At 50.7% G+C, this 19,794-nt stretch carries 16 protein-coding genes and 1 tRNA gene; 15 read left to right on the plus strand and 2 right to left on the minus strand.

Going from position 1 to position 19,794, the window contains the following annotated elements; all coding sequences use genetic code 11:
• Positions 1-459 precede the first annotated feature (459 nt).
• Positions 460-1,347, minus strand: a complete 888-nt coding sequence (locus HMPREF9069_RS07280) for a DeoR/GlpR family DNA-binding transcription regulator (RefSeq protein ID WP_021626587.1) — start codon at positions 1,345-1,347, stop codon at positions 460-462.
• Positions 1,348-1,630: 283 nt separating this feature from the next.
• Here HMPREF9069_RS07280 and HMPREF9069_RS07285 point away from each other — a divergent pair, with 283 nt between their 5' ends.
• The 11 genes from HMPREF9069_RS07285 to tsaE all read left to right on the plus strand — a co-directional run bounded on the left by HMPREF9069_RS07285 (position 1,631) and on the right by tsaE (position 12,861).
• Positions 1,631-2,083 (plus strand): PTS sugar transporter subunit IIA, encoded by a 453-nt coding sequence (locus HMPREF9069_RS07285; RefSeq protein WP_021626588.1) that lies wholly within the window; start codon positions 1,631-1,633, stop codon positions 2,081-2,083.
• Positions 2,084-2,168: 85 nt separating this feature from the next.
• Positions 2,169-3,632: a PTS ascorbate transporter subunit IIC gene (ulaA, locus tag HMPREF9069_RS07290; protein ID WP_021626589.1), complete on the plus strand. Its 1,464-nt coding sequence runs from the start codon at positions 2,169-2,171 to the stop codon at positions 3,630-3,632.
• A gap of 193 nt (positions 3,633-3,825) precedes the next feature.
• The gene (locus tag HMPREF9069_RS07295) at positions 3,826-4,107 is read left to right on the plus strand and encodes a PTS sugar transporter subunit IIB (protein WP_021626590.1); all 282 of its coding nucleotides are present in this window, start codon (positions 3,826-3,828) and stop codon (positions 4,105-4,107) included.
• Between the two features lie 82 nt (positions 4,108-4,189).
• Complete coding sequence (locus tag HMPREF9069_RS07300; protein ID WP_021626591.1) at positions 4,190-5,044, plus strand: transketolase; 855 nt, start codon at positions 4,190-4,192, stop codon at positions 5,042-5,044.
• The gene (locus tag HMPREF9069_RS07305; protein ID WP_021626592.1) at positions 5,045-6,004 is read left to right on the plus strand and encodes a transketolase family protein; all 960 of its coding nucleotides are present in this window, start codon (positions 5,045-5,047) and stop codon (positions 6,002-6,004) included.
• 557 nt (positions 6,005-6,561) lie between these two features.
• Positions 6,562-8,409: a glutamine--fructose-6-phosphate transaminase (isomerizing) gene (gene glmS / locus HMPREF9069_RS07315; RefSeq protein ID WP_035438815.1), complete on the plus strand. Its 1,848-nt coding sequence runs from the start codon at positions 6,562-6,564 to the stop codon at positions 8,407-8,409.
• Positions 8,410-8,413: 4 nt separating this feature from the next.
• On the plus strand, positions 8,414-8,914 hold the full coding sequence (locus HMPREF9069_RS07320; RefSeq protein ID WP_021626595.1) for a holo-ACP synthase: 501 nt from the start codon (positions 8,414-8,416) through the stop codon (positions 8,912-8,914).
• A 4-nt stretch (positions 8,915-8,918) separates the two neighbouring features.
• Positions 8,919-10,535: a bifunctional ADP-dependent NAD(P)H-hydrate dehydratase/NAD(P)H-hydrate epimerase gene (locus tag HMPREF9069_RS07325; protein ID WP_021626596.1), complete on the plus strand. Its 1,617-nt coding sequence runs from the start codon at positions 8,919-8,921 to the stop codon at positions 10,533-10,535.
• Between the two features lie 10 nt (positions 10,536-10,545).
• The gene (alr, locus tag HMPREF9069_RS07330; protein WP_021626597.1) at positions 10,546-11,706 is read left to right on the plus strand and encodes an alanine racemase; all 1,161 of its coding nucleotides are present in this window, start codon (positions 10,546-10,548) and stop codon (positions 11,704-11,706) included.
• Positions 11,707-11,749: 43 nt separating this feature from the next.
• Complete coding sequence (locus HMPREF9069_RS07335) at positions 11,750-12,364, plus strand: uracil-DNA glycosylase (protein ID WP_035438867.1); 615 nt, start codon at positions 11,750-11,752, stop codon at positions 12,362-12,364.
• 11 nt (positions 12,365-12,375) lie between these two features.
• Entirely contained in the window at positions 12,376-12,861 is a 486-nt protein-coding gene (gene tsaE / locus HMPREF9069_RS07340; RefSeq protein ID WP_035438868.1) for a tRNA (adenosine(37)-N6)-threonylcarbamoyltransferase complex ATPase subunit type 1 TsaE, read from the plus strand.
• A gap of 243 nt (positions 12,862-13,104) precedes the next feature.
• Here the strand turns inward: tsaE and HMPREF9069_RS07345 are convergent, their stop codons facing one another.
• Positions 13,105-13,812: a hypothetical protein gene (locus HMPREF9069_RS07345; RefSeq protein ID WP_021626601.1), complete on the minus strand. Its 708-nt coding sequence runs from the start codon at positions 13,810-13,812 to the stop codon at positions 13,105-13,107.
• A gap of 938 nt (positions 13,813-14,750) precedes the next feature.
• Between HMPREF9069_RS07345 and tsaD the strand changes: the two genes are divergently transcribed.
• The 4 genes from tsaD to HMPREF9069_RS07370 all read left to right on the plus strand — a co-directional run bounded on the left by tsaD (position 14,751) and on the right by HMPREF9069_RS07370 (position 19,793).
• Entirely contained in the window at positions 14,751-17,240 is a 2,490-nt protein-coding gene (gene tsaD / locus HMPREF9069_RS07355) for a tRNA (adenosine(37)-N6)-threonylcarbamoyltransferase complex transferase subunit TsaD (protein WP_021626603.1), read from the plus strand.
• 154 nt (positions 17,241-17,394) lie between these two features.
• Positions 17,395-17,468, plus strand: a tRNA-Gln gene (locus HMPREF9069_RS07360).
• 194 nt (positions 17,469-17,662) lie between these two features.
• A complete protein-coding gene (locus tag HMPREF9069_RS07365; protein WP_021626604.1) occupies positions 17,663-18,658 on the plus strand; it encodes a bifunctional UDP-N-acetylglucosamine diphosphorylase/glucosamine-1-phosphate N-acetyltransferase GlmU in 996 nt (331 codons plus the stop codon).
• 127 nt (positions 18,659-18,785) lie between these two features.
• The gene (locus HMPREF9069_RS07370) at positions 18,786-19,793 is read left to right on the plus strand and encodes a ribose-phosphate diphosphokinase (protein ID WP_021626605.1); all 1,008 of its coding nucleotides are present in this window, start codon (positions 18,786-18,788) and stop codon (positions 19,791-19,793) included.
• Position 19,794: the final 1 nt, after the last annotated feature.

The following is a 19,794-nucleotide window of genomic DNA, read 5'->3' on the forward strand; positions in this document are numbered from 1 at the left end:
GCAAATTTACACACCATTTTGGACTTGACCACGAAGTGTGGCTTTTGGTACCCAGCATGAAATAGAGTGTGGCTTTTGGCACTTGGTATGAAACAGGGTGTGGCGTTTGACACTTGATATGAAGGAGAGTGGGCTTTTGTTGGTTACGATGCGCTGCTACAAGACGAGTTGATAGTGTGGACACGTGCTTTTCGCGCACGTCCTGCTCCAAGATGTTGCAACCTGAGGTTGCAACGGCAGGCTTTCTACCGGTACGTTTTACATAGATACACAGCTAGAAGGCTTACCAAATTAGCCGTATCAACCTGAGGTTGGGATAGTTTGGGGCATAGATAGGACATATACCCAGACATTTTTTCTTACGTGCACGAATATGGGGATGGGGCGATGGTGGATCTGAGAAGGAAGTGAGTTTAAGCGTAGGCGGATTTGCTTGGCTGAAGAGCTCGACATGCCCAACTAGCTTGGATTTGAGCGAAGTGTGGGGATGCCATAGCGAGAAAGCTTGGCCAAGATTTCAGGATCCGAAGCGTTTGTGATAATTGCTGAAAAGTCAGTGATGGAAGCAAAACGGAACACGCCAGGACGATGGAACTTCTCTTCCTCTACCAGCAGAAAGCGATAGGAGGCGTTATGAATCACACGCTCTTTCATCTCGCCAGTGTCGATGGAGTTGGAAGTTACGGCTCCTTGTTTGAGATTGACGCCGCTTGCTCCGATAAACGCCTTCGCCATCAGTAGAGGTTCCAGCAAACTTTGGGTAGCAGAACTCATTGAACCTGTGACTTGTACGTTGAGATAGCCGCCTGTACCTAACACCGTAACATGAGATAGAGAAGACAGGCGCTGCTGCACTTCAATCATATTGGTGGTAACAATGACGCGCTTGTCGCCTTCGGCAATTAAATCTGCCAGCAACAGGTTTGTTCGCGACACATCCAAGAAAATGGAGTCACCATTATTGATTTCAAGATATGCGCGCCGGGCAACTGCTTCGCGAGCTTGGTGTGCTGTGGTATCAGCTTCTTGTTCGACAGAAATGGGACCCAAGGTGGGCTCGGAGATGTTCCAAGGCCAAGGATGAGTTTGAGCAGTAGGTCGGGAAGCAGTTCCGGAACCTCGAGCAAAGTTCTGACCACTACGACGGACAGCAGTAGGGGTGGGATTACTAATCCTGCGGGCTCCACCGTAATAACGCTCAATACGGCCTTCGCGAGAAAGACTTTGTAAATCCTTGCGGATACTATCGACGCTCACGCCAAAGCGACGTGCAAGGTTCTCGACGCTAGCCGAACCCTCAATTTCAAGAATGGCAACGATTTGCTCCCAGCGCTCCCGACGAAACAAGCCCGCACCCCCTCTCTAGGCCGATGAGCTTGTGAAAAAATTTATCTCACGATACCTCCAAACTGTTGAACCTTTTTTAAATTTACCATAAATATGTAGGAATTATGTACAAAACAAGAAGAAACGCGAATGTGTACTTTTTTCGAACAAAACAGGAAAAAACATGAATAGAATGTGCACGTAATGAGAAGCATCTATGAACTTTCCAAAAGCTTAAGCGCTAACAGAAAGATCTTAAGGTGATTTTAGTGTTTAGAGCCGATTTTTGAGGGGAGGTAACACTATGGGTGCTATGTCTGAAATGCTCAAAAGAGAAAACGTGCAGATTGTTCCTTCTTGTGCAGACTGGCAAGATGCTATTCATGTTGCTGTCCAACCGCTGGTAGATGGCGGCTTTGTTACACCTGCCTATATTGACGGCATCATCGAAAACACAAACAAGTTTGGTCCGTACTTTGTGCTTGCTCCGGATTTGGCTCTTTTGCATGCTCGTCCCGAGCAGGGCGTTATCAAGCAGCAGCTCGCGGTAACCATTGCGCGTCAGGGTGTCGAATTCAAGCCTGGCGAGCCTGTTCGCGTCATCGTTACATTGGCTGCAACAGATCCCGATTCGCACATTGATGTTATGCGCATCTTGGCAACGATGTTTGCCGACCCTGCAAATATCGAAAAAGTGGCAACCGCTGCTGATGTCGATGAGGTTTACAGGATTTTTGTTGAGGCGCCTGCCGCCTAATGCGTGGCTTTGCGGCTTAGCCGTCTGAGCACGTTTGTAATACAAGCGGAACCATGTAAGGCACATTGCAACTGGAGGAGGAAAAATGGCAGTACTAGACTTTATTGTCAACATTCTGTCGACGCCGGCTATTCTAGTCGGTCTGCTTGCACTTGTGGGTCTTTGCCTACAGCACAAGCCTATCGAAGACGTTGTCAAGGGCACCATTAAAACCATTGTTGGCTTCTTGGTGTTGTCCGCAGGTGCATCTTTCCTGCAGACTGGCTCTCTGCTCGCCTTTGGTGAGCTTTTTAACTACGCCTTTAACATGCAGGGCGTTGTTCCCAACAACGAGGCAGTCGTCGCTGATGCTCTTCAGAACTTTGGCACCAGCTCCGCTATCATCATGGCTTTGGGCATGGCGCTCAATATTGTTCTGGCTCGCTTCTCCCGTATGCCTTATATCTTCCTGACTGGTCACCACACTCTGTACATGGCATGCATGATTGCTGTCATTCTTGGTGGCGCTGGTCACCTTGAGGGTGTCTCCCTGTACATTGCTGGTGGTTGCCTGCTTGGTCTCATCATGGTTCTGTCTCCCGCTTATTGCCAGGTCACCTTCCGCAAGGTTACTGGTACCGACGGTGTTGCCTTGGGCCACTTTGGCGGTATCGGTTATTGGTTTGCAGGCGTTATTGGTAAGCTTTTTGCTAATGACCCCAAGCGCAAGAGCACCGAGGAGATTAACTTCCCCAAGCGTCTTGTCTTCCTGCGTGATACTACCGTTTCTATTTCCATCACGATGATGGTTTTCTTCCTGATTGTTGTTGGCGTTGCTGTTGCCAAGGGTCTGCTGAACATCGTTCCTGCTGGTACCGATGCAGCTGCAGCTGCTGAGCTACTTGCTCCTTATGGTCTTACTGTTGGCAACCTTGGTGCTCTGCTTAACATTGGCACCGAGACCAAGACCAACTGGATTGTCTGGGCTCTTACCTCTGGCATGAGCTTTGCTGGTGGCGTCTACATCATCCTGTCCGGCGTCCGTCTGATCATTGGCGAGATCGTTCCTGCTTTCAAGGGTATTGCTGACAAGCTCGTTCCTGGCGCAAAGCCTGCTTTGGACTGCCCCGTTGCCTTCACCTATGCTCCTAACGCTGTCATCATCGGCTTCTTGAGCTCCTTCATCGGCGGTATCGTTGGTCTGCTTATTCTTAACGGCATCAACACAGCCATTCCGGTTGCTCTTATCCTCCCCGGTGTCGTGCCACACTTCTTCTGTGGTGCAACCGCTGGTGTCTTTGGTAATGCTGAGGGCGGTCTCAAAGGCTGCATCGCTGGCTCCTTTGCACATGGTCTGCTCATTACCTTCCTACCTATGATTTGCATGCCTGTCTTTAGCGCTCTGGGCTATGTTGGCACTACGTTCTCTGATGCTGACTTCTCTTGGATGGGTATCGTCTTTGGTAACACTGTGAACTTTGCACAGGGTGGTCTGCTTGTTGCCATTTGTGTCATCGTTTACTTGCTGCCGATTATCTACAACTTCGTCGCTCCCAAGAAGCAGGCCTAATGCCTCAGTTCTTGTCCGAATGACGAGATAGCCAAACATGGAGCCGGAGCCCGAGTGTCTTCGGCTCCTTCGCTAGAAGCACCGTTTATCGGCGTGGTAATTTGTTTTGTATTACTGCTAGAAAAAGTGGATAGACTAGGTACGAACACGCCGCTAAAACGATTATTGGCGGCCCAACCAAAAGGAGATCACTATGGCTATTCGTAAGATTATGTGCGCCTGTGGTTCTGGTCTCGGCTCCAGTCTCATTGTTCACATGAACACCGAGGAAGTTGTCAAGAAGCTTGGTCACAGCGAGATCGAGGTTGATCACACCACCATTTCTGATATCAACCCCACGGCTGCCGACCTCTTTGTGGTTGGTGCCGACCTCGGTGACTTCATTGCCAACATCCCCGAGGATCGCAAAGTTGTTCTGAGCAACATCCTCGACAAGGCCGAGCTTGAAGAAAAGCTCAAGGCAAAGCTGGGCTAGATTTTTGAATAAACGCCCTGTGTAGCTTCGGCTCGCAGGGCTCTTTTTTGTTCTAAAGGTTTCACAACTCATTGGAGGCACGGTGAAAGAAGAAGAGCTCAAGGAGGCAACGCTACTTGCGGCAAAGGTGCGCCGCGATGTGCTTGCTATGTTGCAGCACCGCGGATATGGTCATATTGGTGGCTCCTTGTCCTTGGTTGAGTTGATGGCCGATTTGTATACTAAGCAGCTCAAACACGACCCTGCAAACCCTAAGTGGGAAGAGCGCGACCGTATTGTCTTGTCCAAGGGTCATGCAGGTCCTGTTATGTATTCTGTGCTGGCAGAGCGAGGCTTTTTCCCCAAAGAGTGGTTAATGACGCTTAATGATGGCGGAACCAATCTACCATCTCACACTGACCGCCTGAAAACTCCGGGCGTTGATGCAACGACAGGTTCGCTAGGTCAGGGCACTTCTGAGGCGGCGGGCATTGCTCAGGCACTTGCGCTTAAAGGATCTGATGCGTACACCTATCTCATCGTAGGCGACGGTGAGCTCAATGAGGGTCAGTGTTGGGAGGCGTTCCAGTTTATTGCGGCAAAGAAGCTTTCCAACTGCATCGTCTTTATCGATAGCAACAAAAAGCAGCTTGACGGTACTACGGACGAAGTTCTCTACGGCTTTGATTACGTGGAGAAAATGAAAGCTTTCGGCTTTGAGACTCAAAAGGTCAACGGTCAAGATATTGCCGCGATTGATGCTGCTATTGAGGCTGCAAAGCAGAACAAATCCTCTGCCAATGCAATCGTTCTGGATACTGTTAAGGGTGCCGGCGTCAAGTACTTTGAGACTGCTGTTTCTAACCACTCTATGAAGTGGAATAACGACGAAATCAACCAAACAACTGATGAAGCCATTGCTGCTCTTGATGCAGAAATTGAAGGGAGTGAGGCATAAATGTTCACACTTTCCGAAACGCTCGGCGGCAAGGGTGCTTCATATCGCGATACCATTTGTGATGCCATCATCGACTTCATGAATACTAACGACAAGATCATTATGCTTGAGGCTGATCTTGGTGGCGCTTCTGGTACGAGTAAGATTTTGGAAGCACATCCCAAGCAATATGTACAAGTGGGTATTGCTGAGGCCGACATGATGGGCATTGCTGCTGGTATGAGTTCTGAGGGATTTATTCCCTTTACCCATACCTTTGGTCCGTTTGCAACGCGTCGCGCTTTTGATCAGATTTTCTTGTCTGGTGGCTACGCGGGCAATACGATCAATATCTGGGGTTCTGATCCCGGCTTTACTGTGGGCGCAAACGGTGGCACGCATACAACCTGGGAAGATGTTGCAATTATGCGTACATTGCCAGGTTCTGTTGTCTGTGATGCAGCTGATGCGGTGCAGGCTGACTGGATTGTGCGCGAGTTTGCCAAGATGGATGGTATTCATTACCTGCGCACAGGGCGCAAGGATGCTCCTTCTATTTATGCTGATGGCTCAACTTTTGAGATGGGCAAGGGCAACGTAGTTCGCGAGGGCTCTGATGTGCTGATTATTAGCGCTGGTCAGTTAGTTGCTGATGCGCTTAAGGCAGCAGATCTGCTTGCTGATGAGGGTATTTCTGCAGAGGTTATCGATATGTTCTGCATCAAGCCTCTTGACGTCGAGCTTGTTTTGGCTGAGGCGGTCGGTAAGCGCGCGGTGGTGACTTTCGAAAATCACAGCATCGTTGGCGGTTTGGGTGAGGCTGTTGCCGCTACCCTGATGGAGGGTGGTGTTGCAGTGCCGTTTAAGCGCCATGGTGTCAATGAGCGTTTTGGCCAGGTGGGTACACCCGACTTCTTGCAGGCGGAGTTCAAGCTTACTGCCGCCGATCTTGTGGAGACGGTTGAGGGTCTGCTTGCGTAAGCGAGTCCGCAAGTTGCAATTGTTTTGCTTGTCTCGTTTGTTTGATTTATTTTGCTTGCTAACGATATCTTGAGTCGAGAGTCGCGTGTAATGACAGGACCGGTGGTTGTCGCTGTGGCACCACTGGTCCTTCTTTTGTTGCAATATCCAAGCGTGTAATTGTGCTGAACATGCAATTTATTAAAGGACACTTTGTGAACCCGTTGCATCCTTCTTTATGCAGACGGTTCAAAACCGTACCTTACATGCCACAAAAGCCCTGATAAAAATTGTTGCGAGGGCGCTTATTGAACCCGTTGTAGGCACTTTTCCACAGGCGGTTCAAAAGCGTACCAAACCGCCGAAGAATGCCCAGGTAAAAAATGGCGTAAGGGCGCATATTGAACCCGATGTGGGTTGAAGGGCGCTTTTTGAACCCATCTACAGTGGGAGCGGGTGCTTCCGAAGTCCGTAGGGGAGCTATATAAGCAATTTAATTATGCGTACTTTCTATATATCGTCCTTTGTTGATGCTGGTAGAATTATGCAGAATATGGCTCTTTTGGAAGAAGGCATACATGTGCGGCATCGTTGGCTTTACCGGCAGAAAGCAAGCACAGCAATTTTTGCTTGATGGCCTACAGGCCCTAGAATATCGCGGCTACGACTCCGCGGGTCTATCTATCTTGTCTCCTGATGGCGAACTGCATGCGGTGAAGTGTTCCGGTCGTGTAGCAACTCTTGCCGAGCGCTGCCAAACGGCAAATTTGGTGGGTACCCAAGGCATTGCTCACACACGTTGGGCGACGCATGGTGCGCCGACCGATCGCAATGCACATCCTCATACTGATTGCACAGGACGCATTGCTATTGTGCACAATGGCATCATCGAAAACTATCTCAGCTTGCGCAGCTATCTTATGCAGCATGGCCATGAAATCAAGAGTGAGACAGACTCCGAAGTAGTGGCGCATTTAGTGGAAGATGCGTGGAATGGTCCCGCGCGCGGCAATTTGCTGGCAGCGGTTCGCAATGCGGTATCGCGCCTTGAAGGCTCATGGGCGCTGGCGGTTGAGTGTGCCGATGCGCCAGGAGAGCTTGTCGTGGCACGCAAGGGCTCTCCGCTGGTAGTTGCTTCAACCCCTGAAGGTGCCTATGCTGCTTCCGACGTTATGCCACTTGCGGGCGTTGCTTCTGAAGTTATCAATCTTGAAGACGGTCAGTTTGCGCGCCTTTGCGCTAATGGCAAAGTCGAGGTATTTGAGGCAGACGGCACACCCTGCGAATATCCTCAGACCTTACAGGTGGATTGGGATGCTTCTGCGGCAACACTGGGAGGCTATCCTGACTTTATGGCAAAAGAAATTGCCGAGCAGCCCGAGGCGCTGGAGCGTTTGCTGGCAGGCCGTTTGGGCAAGCATGGCATTGAGCTTGATGAGCTTTCAATGACAAAAGAAGAGCTAGCGGCAATTGATCGTGTGTATTTGGTTGCGTGTGGCACTTCGTACCATGTATGTCTCATTGCTCGTGAGTTGATTGAGCGCTGGGCACATATTCCTACGATTTGTGAGTATGCTTCCGAGCTTAACTATAAAGATCCATTGGTTACCGGCCATACGCTTTGCGTTATCGTGACCCAGTCGGGCGAGACAGCAGACACGCTGACAGCAGCTCGTCGTATGAAGGCTTTGGGTTGTAAGGTCTTTGCGATTACCAATGTCCTTGGCTCAACTGCTGCGCGAGAGTCCGACGGCACAATGTATGTGCAAGCAGGACCTGAGGTTTGTGTTGCTTCGACCAAAGCTTATACGGCGCAGGTGGTTGCTGCATGTCTCTTGACCCTACGACTTGCCTTTGCCAAGGGTGCCATGACCACGGAAGAAATCTCTCGACGTTATCATGACCTTGAGGCGCTGCCCGATCTCATCCGCGAGGTTTTAAAGCGTAGCTGGCAAGACAAGCGTGTGGCACAGGTTTTTCGCAAGGCACATTCAGCGCTGTTTTTGGGTCGTGGCGTCAATGCAACTACGGCATTTGAAGGTGCGCTCAAGCTCAAAGAAATCAGCTATTTGCACGCTGAGGCCTATCCTGCAGGAGAGATGAAGCACGGCCCGATTGCTCTGCTTGAGCCAGGTTTTCCTGTGGTTGCAATTGTGCCGGCAGACCATGTGCATGACAAGACGGTCTCGAACATCCAGGAAGTTCATGCTCGTGGTGCACACTGCATCGCAGTAGCCACTGATGGTGATGTTGATGTAGCGCGTCAATGCGAGAATACCCTTTGGATTCCGCCTGTTCCCGAAGAAGAGTTAGTGCCTATTGTGGCTATTGTGCATTTGCAGATGCTTGCTCGTTTTGTCGCGATGGAGCGCGGTTGCGACGTGGATAAGCCTCGTAACCTCGCAAAGTCCGTGACGGTGGAGTAGGGTTATGGCAACAGCTGGCATCGGCGTTAACATCATGGATATAGAGCGCGTTGAGCGCACTTTGGCTCGCCGACCATCAATGGCCCGTCGGGTATTTACTGATGATGAGCGTCGTTACTGCGAATCTCGTCCTCGCCCTGCAGCTCACTATGCAGTGCGTTTTGCTGCTCGCGGGGCCGTTGCGACCGCCTTGGGGGCGGGTCCCGAGGATGGTATCTGGATGAGAAATGTGACCGTTGAGCGCGATGAAGATGGCAAGAATCATGCTGTTCTTGCTGGTCGTGCACTTGAATTGGCACAAAAAGCGGGTGTTACCGAAATTGCCCTCTCGCTGTCTTTGACACACGAAGTGGCAGTTGCCAATGCGGTTGCTGTGACCGAAGATGCGCGCCCGCGCCTTGAAGAAAAACGTGATCCTGCCGAGGAGCTGCGAGCCACTTTTCGCCGTGCTCGGACGGTAATTGATGAATTAGAGCGTATCCAGACGAACCCCACAAAGGAGTGATGACATGCAGCCAGTGCTTAATGTCGAAGATGTCAAAAGGGTTGAGGAGGCGCTCACCAAGGCAGGTGTGAGTGTGTCAGAGCTTATGCACCGCGCAGGTGCTGCGCTGGCCCATGAAGTACTGCGCATGGAAGGCATTCATGAGGTTGCCATCCTTGCAGGCTTGGGTAACAACGGCGGTGATGGCTGGGTAGCAGCAGATGAACTCAAGCGCCGTGGACTCAGCGTAACTGTGGTTTCACCTGCAGAGATCGAAGATATTCATAGTGATCTTGCACGTGTGTGTGCTCAAGCAGCCCATAAAGCAGGCGTTGGTGTGATGGTTGCTCCTCCGCGCGATCAGCTGGATGCTCTGCTTGCTAGTGCCGATGTCGTGGTTGATGCCATGTTGGGTACGGGTTTTCAGGGCAGCGCTCGTCCACCTTTCAATGTATGGATTGACGCAGTGAATGCGTCGGGTGCGCGTGTGGTTTCTGCTGATGTGCCAAGTGGACTTTCTGCCCAGCGCGGCGTGGCATCTGGCCCTTGCGTAGCTGCCGACATAACCGTAACAATGCTCGTGCTTAAACCTGGTTTGTTGGCTGATGATGGCCGCGATGCCTGCGGGTCCATCGTTGTAGCTCCTTTGGCCGAGCAGACCGAGCGACTTGTTCGTGAAGCAGATCCTGTAGCATGGCGCCCCGACCTTGACGACTACTTAGATGTAATGGCACCGCAGTCTTCGGCGGTGGACAAGTTTAGCCGCGGTTCAGTGTTGGTGGTTGGTGGCTCTACTCGCTATCCCGGCGCTCCAATGATGGCCGCGCGTGCCGCTGCTCGCGCGGGCGCTGGTTATGTAACGCTTGCGGTACCTGCGGCTATTGCAGGTCTTGTGCAAACACATATGATGGAAATTCCCGTAATTGCCCTACCTGCTGATGCTGATGGTTGTTTTTCAACACGTGCTCACGATCTTATTGAGTCTCTGGCAAAAAAGTGTGATGTAACACTCGTGGGGCCCGGCATGCGTGTGAGCGGTTCGACAGTTTCTATTGTCTCGTCTTTGCTTACCGTTGATAAGCCGCTGGTTATTGATGCTGACGGCCTTAACTGTCTTGCTCGTCTTACCTCAAACCAACTGGATGAGTTCCCTGAATTGATTCGTCGTAAGGCGCCGTTGGTGCTGACGCCGCACCGCCTGGAGCTTGGTAGGTTGGTAGGGCTGTCTGACACACCTCCTGATTCACTTACCTCGGTCCTTGAGGCTGCTCGCCGTATTGCATGGGCCGATGGCGGCTCTGAGCTTTGTGTAGTGGCAAAAGGCAGTGCGACTGCTTGCGTGAGTCCAGAATCTGCTCTGCTTCCCAAACCTGGACCTGCAGCGTTGGCGACTGCTGGTTCGGGTGATGTATTGGGCGGTATCATTGCAGCGCAGTTGGCAACTACCAAGATCGGTACAGAGGGACTGCCCTTGCTTACTGCCTTGGCCTGCGAGATTCATGGCCAGGCAGGAGCCATTGCGGCTGGACGTTTTGGCTCGCGTGGCGTAATGGCAACAGACATTATTGATGCAATTGGACTTGCGGCAGATGCAATCGAGGAGCAGGTGGCGCTTCTAGATTTGCCTGGCGCAGCGGAGTAGGGGGTGCAATATGGCGCAGGTACAGTATCCCTCTGATCGCTGGGCGTGGGTTGAGATTGATCTTGGCGCAGTCAAGAGAAATACACGCGCATTTCGCTCGATGATTGAGCCAGGTACCAAACTGATGTGTGTGGTTAAGGCAGATGGCTATGGTCACGGTGCGGTCGCTTGTGCCAAAGCTATGCGTTCTGGCGGAGCAGATCAGTTTGCTGTAGCAACCGTTGCGGAAGGTGTAGAGCTGCGTAAAGCTGGGGCAACTCGCCCTATTTTGATACTTAATCAACCGCCAATCGACGCAGTACAGACGCTTGTGGAATACGACATTATGCCGTCGGTATATGGGACAGAGTTTGCTTTGGCATATGGTGAGTGTGCTGCTGCTGCCAACAAAGTGGGTAAGTATCATCTGGCAGTTGATACGGGTATGACACGTATTGGGGTGATGCCTGACGAGGTGCGCGAGTTCCGCCATGCAGTGGATTTCCACCGCGGCCTTGAATGCGCGGGTACCTTTACGCATTTTGCAACAGCTGAGGTGCCGGGGGACTGGGATTTTGAGTTGCAAGCTAACCGCTTCTCTGAGACTATTGCTGATTTGCGCGCGTCGGGTGTTAATCCTGGTCTGGTACATTGTGACAATACACCGGGTACCGTACTGCATCCGCGCCAGCATTTTGACATGTGCCGCGTGGGTATAGGTTTGTATGGTCTGCAGGCCTCTGATACAACTGCAGCACGTATGGATTTGGAGCCAGCAATGAGCGTGCGCGCTCGCGTGACGCGTGCGGTCAATCCGCCCGTGGGAGCAGGTGTTGGCTATGGGATGACTTGGCGCGTTCCTCGCGGAAACGTGCAGGTTGCAACAGTGCCCTTGGGCTATGCAGACGGACTTGCTCGCACACTATCCAACCGTATTGACGTGCTCTGTAACGGACATCGCTTCCAGCAGGTGGGCAATATCTGTATGGATCAGTTTATGTTTGCGGTGGAGGTTAATACCGCTCGTAGCTATCAACCCATCGAGCCAGTACAAGAAGGCGATGTGGTAACCATTGTTGGTCGTGATGGCAATGATGAAATCACGCTCGATGATATGGCTGCAGTGCGTGGAACTATCAATTATGAAGTCGCTTGTGACTTTGGGCTAAGGCTTGAGAAGGTTTATGTCTAGGGCGCGCAAAATTCGTCCGAGTCTGTTTTCGGAAGAGGGCAACATGGGGGTTATGCATATTCCTGGTCATCAAAATCAAAAGCCAGGTGAGGTTTCTCTTGCAGAAATTCGCTCGGTGCTGGGTGACTGCCATTTATGTCCATTAGGAGAGACTCGTAATCAACTAGTTTTTGGTGTGGGCAATCCTCATGCGCGAGTGATGTTTGTGGGTGAAGCGCCGGGCAAAAACGAAGATCTCAAAGGAGAGCCTTTTGTTGGTGCAGCCGGCCACAACCTTGATGCACTGCTGAGTCTTGCGGGGCTTCGACGTGAAGACATCTATATTGCCAACGTACTCAAATGTCGTCCGCCTGGAAACCGCAATCCTCAACCTTCAGAGATCGAGCGTTGCTCACCCTTTTTGCGCGAGCAGATTCGTAGCGTATGGCCCGATGTTATCGTGTGTCTGGGCAACTTTGCGGCGCACTTTGTGCTGCATACCGATGCAGGCATTATGAGCCTGCGCGGGAAGTTTTATCAGACGGGGCATTTTGCAGTACTGCCTGTCTTCCATCCCGCAGCCGCTTTATATCACCGTGAATGGCAGCAATTTTTGGATGATGACTTCCGTATGTTGGGGGCCTGGCTGGCAGAGCATCCGGCAGGAGGTGCGAGGTGAGTGAGCAGCTGATGGGCGGGGGGTTGTGTATAAAAACGCAGTCCACAGAAGAAACTATCGAGTTTGGTCGCAAACTTGGCGTGCAGCTAGTACCTGGTGATGTGCTGATTTTGACCGGGGATCTTGGTGCAGGTAAGACTCAGCTTACCAAGGGTATTGCGGATGCCTTGGGTGTTGAGGATGATGTGACAAGTCCCACTTTTACTATCGAGATGGTCTATGAGGGCAAGGATATGCCTTTATACCACTTTGACTTGTATCGTCTGGATGATCCTGACCAGCTAGAAGATACTGGTTTGTTTGATGTGCTCGGTGGCGACGGTGTTTGTGTCATAGAGTGGGGCGAGCAGTTTGCAGATGAGATTGGTGATGAGCGTCTAGATATTTATCTTAGTCGTCTAGACGATGAGGTAGAAGCAGGTCAAGAACCTCCTCGCAAGCTCTGCCTTGTTCCTCGTTGCCCGCGCGCTGCTTCTCTTCTCTCCCGTCTAGCCTAGTTTCCAAATCCTTTGCATATTTCCTAGCTCTGCTTCTTCATATTGGATGCTACGAATGCCTTGTATATGGGATTTAGTTTTGTTTAACTCCGTTGCAACCTGAGGTTGCAACGGAGAGCAGCTACCTGCATATTTACAGGTTTGTGCAGGTAGATAGTGGTATAAGAAAAGTGTTGCAACCTCAGGTTGCAACGAATCATTCCAAAAAGCCAAAAGGTACATAGCTGTACTGAGAGGTAATTATCAGAACATGCGACGTTTCATTTGGTATAAAAAGTTATGAAGTAAGTATTGTTTTTGGATAGTTATATTGTCTAGAGAAGGATGCGGTAGCCCCAGTTCTGCTTCCCAAGTAAAAATTGAGTCATTGAAAGCTTGATTGTTTAACAATTGACCAAAAGTAACTGAAATAACCTTATGACCCTGCGCTCGTAGTATTCCTGCACGAGTTTGTGTGTGGTCGAATTGCTGTCTATTCATGTGCTCTTCGTAACTGTCATATTCGAAGATGGCATCTAAATCCGGAAAATAGATATCAGCGCGAAGATAGTTACAACCGAGAGTACGTTGCCATCGATAGTTATGCAAAGGGAATTCCTGAGCTGCTTGATGTGGTGGAAATCCGCGCCCTCCCAGTCTAAGCGGAAGTGCCAGCTCGATTGAGAGGTTAACCTCTTGAGGTGATTCACAATTCTCATGCACGTACAGCAGCGCCTCTCGCGCTTTTGCAACACCATATACACCGGTAAGTTGATTGAGGTAATTTGAAATACGCTCAATCGAAGTGAGGGGATTACGTTTTCCTATAAGTCCATAACCCTCTGGAGATATATAAAATTTGCTGCAGAGATAGTAGCCGATCTCTATAGCATGAACGATATTAGATGTCCCCGAAGCAATTTCAAAGAATGTTGCTTCGGGGGAAGTAATCAAATCTTGTTCATTGAGCATGAGAATCGACCCTTCTGGCAAATGATGCTGAGATGTGGTCTGAGCAGTTCCTCTGATGGCGTGTGCTTGGAAATTTTGGGCTCTCCTAATGTCAGCTCGTGATTGCACCAACGTATGAATAAGGTGGTCGGTTTTGCATGACTCATAGGCACTATGGGAATTGCAATGAGCAGTGTCTCGGTGATGAGCGGTGCCTCGATCTGGTAAAGCGCCACAATCTATCAGAAAGGCACGCACTCTATCCACATCGGCTGTGCTGGTAGTGAGCGACTGAATCAATGAGTGGTTTGCGACGCATAATTGTCCTGGCGATTGGCTGCGGGTGAGCCAATAAGCGAGTGCTGTTGAATGTGCAATGCAAGTTCCCATTCTTAGAAATTAAGGTATGTAGCTTGGATTTAGCTTGGACGATTGCTTGCCATAAGCTGACTTTAACTGGAGCTCAGCTGTGTGCATGCATAAACCTAGAGCTAGAGAGGGGTAATTCCAAACGATTTTTAAGAAAAGGGGATGTCTGGAAAGAGCAATTATTTTCTTTACGGAATAAAAACCACATTCTCATCATTTTTTCTATCCAAAGAAGTGTACGGATAAAAAAGAAATTTGCTTCTGTCCGAAGGGCCAATCGTTGCAACCTCAGGTTGCAACGGGATTCATCTATCTGCAGATTTGTATATTTTCGCAGGTATATGGGGGTGTGAAAAAAACGTTGCAAGCTCAGGTTGCAATGTTTGTCGATGCGAGGATGAGCAGGGAAAAGTTGAGGGACGTGTTAGGCGGGAAAGGCAGGAGTGAGGAGACTGAAAGCAGAGGTATGGAATGAGGGTGAAGAGGGATGGTGGGCAGTGAGGAGGTTTAAACTAGAGAATTTGGGATTGGCAGCTGAGCAGCCCCATCCAGTGGGTTTTCAGCGTAAATTTTGATGAGATGAGTAGCGGATGGATGACGCTAAAGATATGAACACAAAACAGAACGAGCGGAACGTCCAGCCAGAGAAGCTGGTGCTTGCTCTTGATACCTCCACGGATATGCTGGCATGTGCGGTGGGTCGCATACAGGGCTCACAGGTTGAGCTGCTCGCCTCATCTGATCACCTATGCCGTCGCAAAGCCAATGTTGAGCTCGTGACAAGCTGCGAAGAAACTCTTGCACAAGCAGGACTCTCCATGGAAGACTTGGATGCAGTGCTTGTTGGTCGCGGCCCCGGCTCTTTTACCGGTGTCCGCATTGGTATTGCTACAGGTAAAGGTATTGCTTGTGGAGCAAACTTACCTCTGTATGGCGCCTCTGCCTTGGATTCCGTTGCTTGGTCGATGTGGAAGCAGGGCGCGCGCGGCAAAATAGCTGTGGCGGCTGATGCCATGCGTGGTGAAGTGTACCCAGGCATTTATATGCTTGATGAGGCTGGTGCACATCGCACTTTTGAAACCGAAACTGTGATGAAGGCAGCTGCCTGTGCAGAGGCTTGGGGCGCTCGTGAAGACCGTGATGAGTTGCTGGTTGTTGGCGGTGGCCTTATTAAACACCGTGCTGCCTTCGAATCTGCTGGTATGACGCGTTTTGCCGCGGAGGAAAATTGGCTCCCCACAGGCGAAGGCTTGCTTATGGCTGCAGTGTCTGCTGATGGACGCAGCCGAGCAGGCAACGGTGATCCTGCACTCGTGCTCCCCGTTTATACCCGCTTATCTGATGCTGAGGAAAGCGAGCGCCAGCGCTTGGGCCTTACCCTTCCTGCCTCGGTAAAGGTTACGGGAGTCGATGATGCACTTGCATCCATTCATCTACAGCTTCGTCCTATGTCGGTTAACGATCTTGATGCGGTGGTTCGGCTTGAACAAGACGCTTTCCAAGGTGCAGCCCATACGCCCTGGACACGTGCAATGTTTTTTGAAGAGCTCTCTCAACCCGGTCGTAGTTGGTGGGTAGCTCACGATCGTGGCCAGGTGATTGGTTTTGCAGGCGGCATGCTTGCGGGGGATGATCTTGAGCTCCTGGATGTTGCAGTAGAGCAGAGCCGCCGTGGGCAAGGTATTGCAACACGTTTGATTTCTCGCGTGGCCTACGATGGCCAAATGCTTGGTGCTCACTATCTATCCCTTGAGGTCGATTCCAAGAACACTGAAGGTCAGGCAACCTATGCAGCACTCGGTATGATTGAGGAAGGCAGGCGTCCTGCTTACTATGGCAAGGGTCACGATGCGTTGATTTTGCGTGCTGCTTTGCCGCTGGCTCTAGATGAAAAGCTTGTTGGTACTCGTCCCGAGCACAAGCCGTCCTTACGTGAATGGCCAACTCATGTTGCTCCACGCAGCACAGAGGCTCAAGCGCGCATCAAAGCGGCAGCTCCGCTTATCTTGTCTATTGAGTCTTCCTGCGATGAAACTGCTATGGCAATCATCAACGGTAAAGGCGAAATTCTCGCCAATGTTGTGGCAACTCAAATTGACTTCCATGCTCGTTTTGGCGGTGTTGTCCCCGAGATTGCCAGTCGCAAACATACCGAGGCAATTGTAGGCGTCTACGAAGAAACGCTCGCACAAGCAGGTGCATCGTTGGGTGTTGGCACACTGCAGCCATCAGATCTTACAGCTGTCGGCGTTACTGCGGGTCCTGGACTTGTTGGTGCGCTCGTGGTGGGCGTTGCTTTTGCAAAGGGTCTTTGCATTGGTGCTCATTTGCCCTTACTGGCAGTGCACCACCTCGAAGGCCATCTTTTTGCCAATCTCTTTGAGACGCCTGATCTTCAACCACCTTTTGTGGCAAGTTTGGTCTCTGGTGGCAATACCATGTTGGTACATGTCCGCGACTGGGGAGATTATGAGATCCTAGGTACAACCATTGATGATGCAGTGGGCGAAGCCTTTGATAAGGTGGCAAAAGCACTCGGTCTTGGCTATCCCGGTGGCCCCGTGATTTCGCGCCTGTCTGCCCAAGGCAATCCCAAGACGATTCACTTCCCCCGTGCGATGATGCATAGCCATGATTTCCGCTTCTCCCTTTCGGGTCTCAAAACCTCTGTTATTACCTATATCGAAGGCGAAAATAAGGCTGGACGTCCTGTCAACTTACCAGATCTGGCTGCAAGTTTCGAAGCAGCGGTTATTGATGTGCAAGTTGCAAAAGCAACAGAAGCAGTGCGCCAGACGGATGTCAAAGAGTTCTGTGTTGGCGGCGGTGTTGCTGCAAATCCTGGGTTACGCGCGGCTTACAAAAAGGCCTTTGACAAGATGGGCGTTCGTGTTACCGTGCCACCAATGGTAGTTTGTGGCGATAACGGCGCTATGATTGCGGCTGTTGCGTTGCGTAATTGGCGCGCAGGCATGATGGCTCCTCTTACCTTGGATGCAGATCCAAATGCAAAGATTGATGCGTGGACTAGCTCAGAGCCACCAGTTATTGCAAGTACTTGGCCTCCGCGCAACAAATAAGAGGAATGGTTGCAATAAATAGTCGCAGCAATAAATAAATAGTCGCAATAAATAGGAAGGGCGGGACGCAGCAAATTTTATCGCGAAAGTTTCGTATGCGTGTTAGATGACGACTGCGCAAATGCTAGCCATCTGGTAGAATCAGCCGAGTCACTGGGGTATCGTCCAATGGCAGGACAACGGTTTTTGGTGCCGTGAATGGGGGTTCGAATCCCTCTGCCCCAGCCACTTTTTATTGCGCTTTTGTATGCGCGGCAAAGCCTTGTATCAAAATGTAATTCTTTTAATCCTGTGGTTGCATTTTGCAGGAACGTTTTCACCGCCCATATGGCAGTCTCTACGCTATAGTAATTTGAAAAGAGAAGTTACCTTGTGCAGCTTCGCTTTTAGGATCTGCAAACCCCATACTGGAGGGTCTTGGCATGTCAACAACCGCGATTGTACTCGCTGCTGGCGAGGGAACGCGAATGAAGTCTGCCCATTCCAAAGTTACCCACAAGCTCCTCGACAGGCCGCTGGTCTGGTGGTCTGTGCGTGCGGCGCATCAAGCTGGCGCTGACCGCATTGTGGTCGTTGTGGGAAGTCACAGCCAAGAAGTACGTGATTGCCTTGCTGGTGAAGACGTGATGTTTGTCGAGCAAGTAGAACGTCTTGGCACTGGTCATGCCGTTCGCTGTGTGCGCGATGCGCTTGGTAGCTTTGATGGGCCAGTCGTAGTTTTATCTGGTGATTCTCCGCTGCTGCGCGCTGAAACCATTGTTTCTCTTATTGAGCGCACAAAAACAGAGCATAACACTTGCACTGTACTTACGATGACGCCTCCCGACCCTACGGGATATGGACGCATTGCCTTTGACGAGGCGGGCAAAGTCCAGGCAATTATTGAGCATAAAGATTGCACTCCTGAGCAGCGTCAGAGTTTGACTGAATGCAACTCAAGCATTTACTGCTTCTGCGGAGGCAGACTTACGGTCAATATTGACAAAATTGGCAACCACAATGTCCAACATGAGTATTACCTCACAGATATGGTGGGCATTTATGTGGACATGGGCGAGCCTGTTTCCTCTGTGCATGTTGATGATTATGCTGAGTTGCTGGGCGTGAACAGCCGTGCACAGCTAGCGGAGGCAAATAAAGCCATGCAGCTGCGTATCAACAATGCGTTGATGGCTGAAGGCGTCTCGATGCTTGATCCTGCGCTTGTCTGGGTAGGCCCCGAAGTGAGCATCGGACGCGATACTACGTTGATGCCTCTGACGATGCTCTGGGGTAATACGCAGATTGGCAAAGATTGTCTCATTGGTCCCAATACACGCCTTACAGACGTGCAGGTAGGTGATGGCTATATCCTTGAAGATTTTGTTGCCAAGGAAATCAACATTGAGGATGAACTTGATGCTGCACAGCCTTCCTAAGCACTTCTTTTATGTTTAGCAATTCAGGTGTCCCGACACCTTAATAAGCAGTTCGTTCGTTGTATCGTCCAAATATTACAAACAGTCATAGCGCCAGCCACACAGCCCCATCAAGGAGGACAAGTACATGTACGAAGATCTAAGCGCCCCTATGTTTGCCACCAAGGAAATCAAACTTTTTACCTGTAGCGGCAACAAGGAGCTCTCGCAGGAGATTGCCGACATCTTGCACCTTGAGGTTTCTGGTCTCAAGCTTGAGAAGTTTGCTAATGGCGAGATTTATGCTCGTTTTGACGAGTCTGTTCGTGGTGACGAGGTCTTCCTTATCCAGTCTATTGCAGGTAAAAACGTCAATGACCTGTTGATGGAGCTTCTCATTGCTACTGATGCAGCTCATCGCGCATCTGCTGCAAGTGTGACGGCTGTTATTCCTCACTATGCCTATGCTCGTCAAGATCGCAAGGCTGCTTCCCGCGAGCCAATTACTGCTCGCCTTGTTGCCAATCTGCTTGAAACTGCAGGTGTTAATCGTGTTATCACTCTTGATTTGCATCAAGGTCAGATCCAGGGATTCTTTGACATTCCTGTAACTCACCTCACCGCTCTTGATCTCTTTGGTAAGTATTATGCCGAGATGGGTGAGGAAAAGGGCTGGGATTGGGAAAACGTTGTCGTTGTTTCTCCCGATGTGGGCCGCGCTAAGGCTGCTAAAAAGCTCTCCGATATGCTGGGTTGCTCGCTTGCTATCGCCCACAAGGGTCGTCCTCGCCACAATGTTTCCGAGGTCATGGCTATCATTGGCGATATTCAAGGCAAGACCTGCATCATTAACGACGACATGATTGATACCGCAGGAACGCTTTGCGGCTCGGTGAGGGAGCTCAAGAAGAAGGGCGCTGGCGACATTTATGTCTGCGCCACACATGGTGTTTTTTCCGGCCCCGCTATTGAGCGTCTTGAAGATGCACCTATTGAAGAGTGCTGCGTTACCAATGCAATTCCTTGCGAGTATGCAAATAAGGAAGGCTCCAAGATCAAGACGGTCTCTGTGGCACCCGAGCTTGCCGAAGCAATCTACAAGGTATATACCAACCAGCCGACCTCTACGATTTTTGGTGGTGGCAGCGAGTTATAGG

The organism is Atopobium sp. oral taxon 810 str. F0209, from assembly GCF_000466405.1.
Classification (GTDB): Bacteria; Actinomycetota; Coriobacteriia; order Coriobacteriales; family Atopobiaceae; genus Olegusella.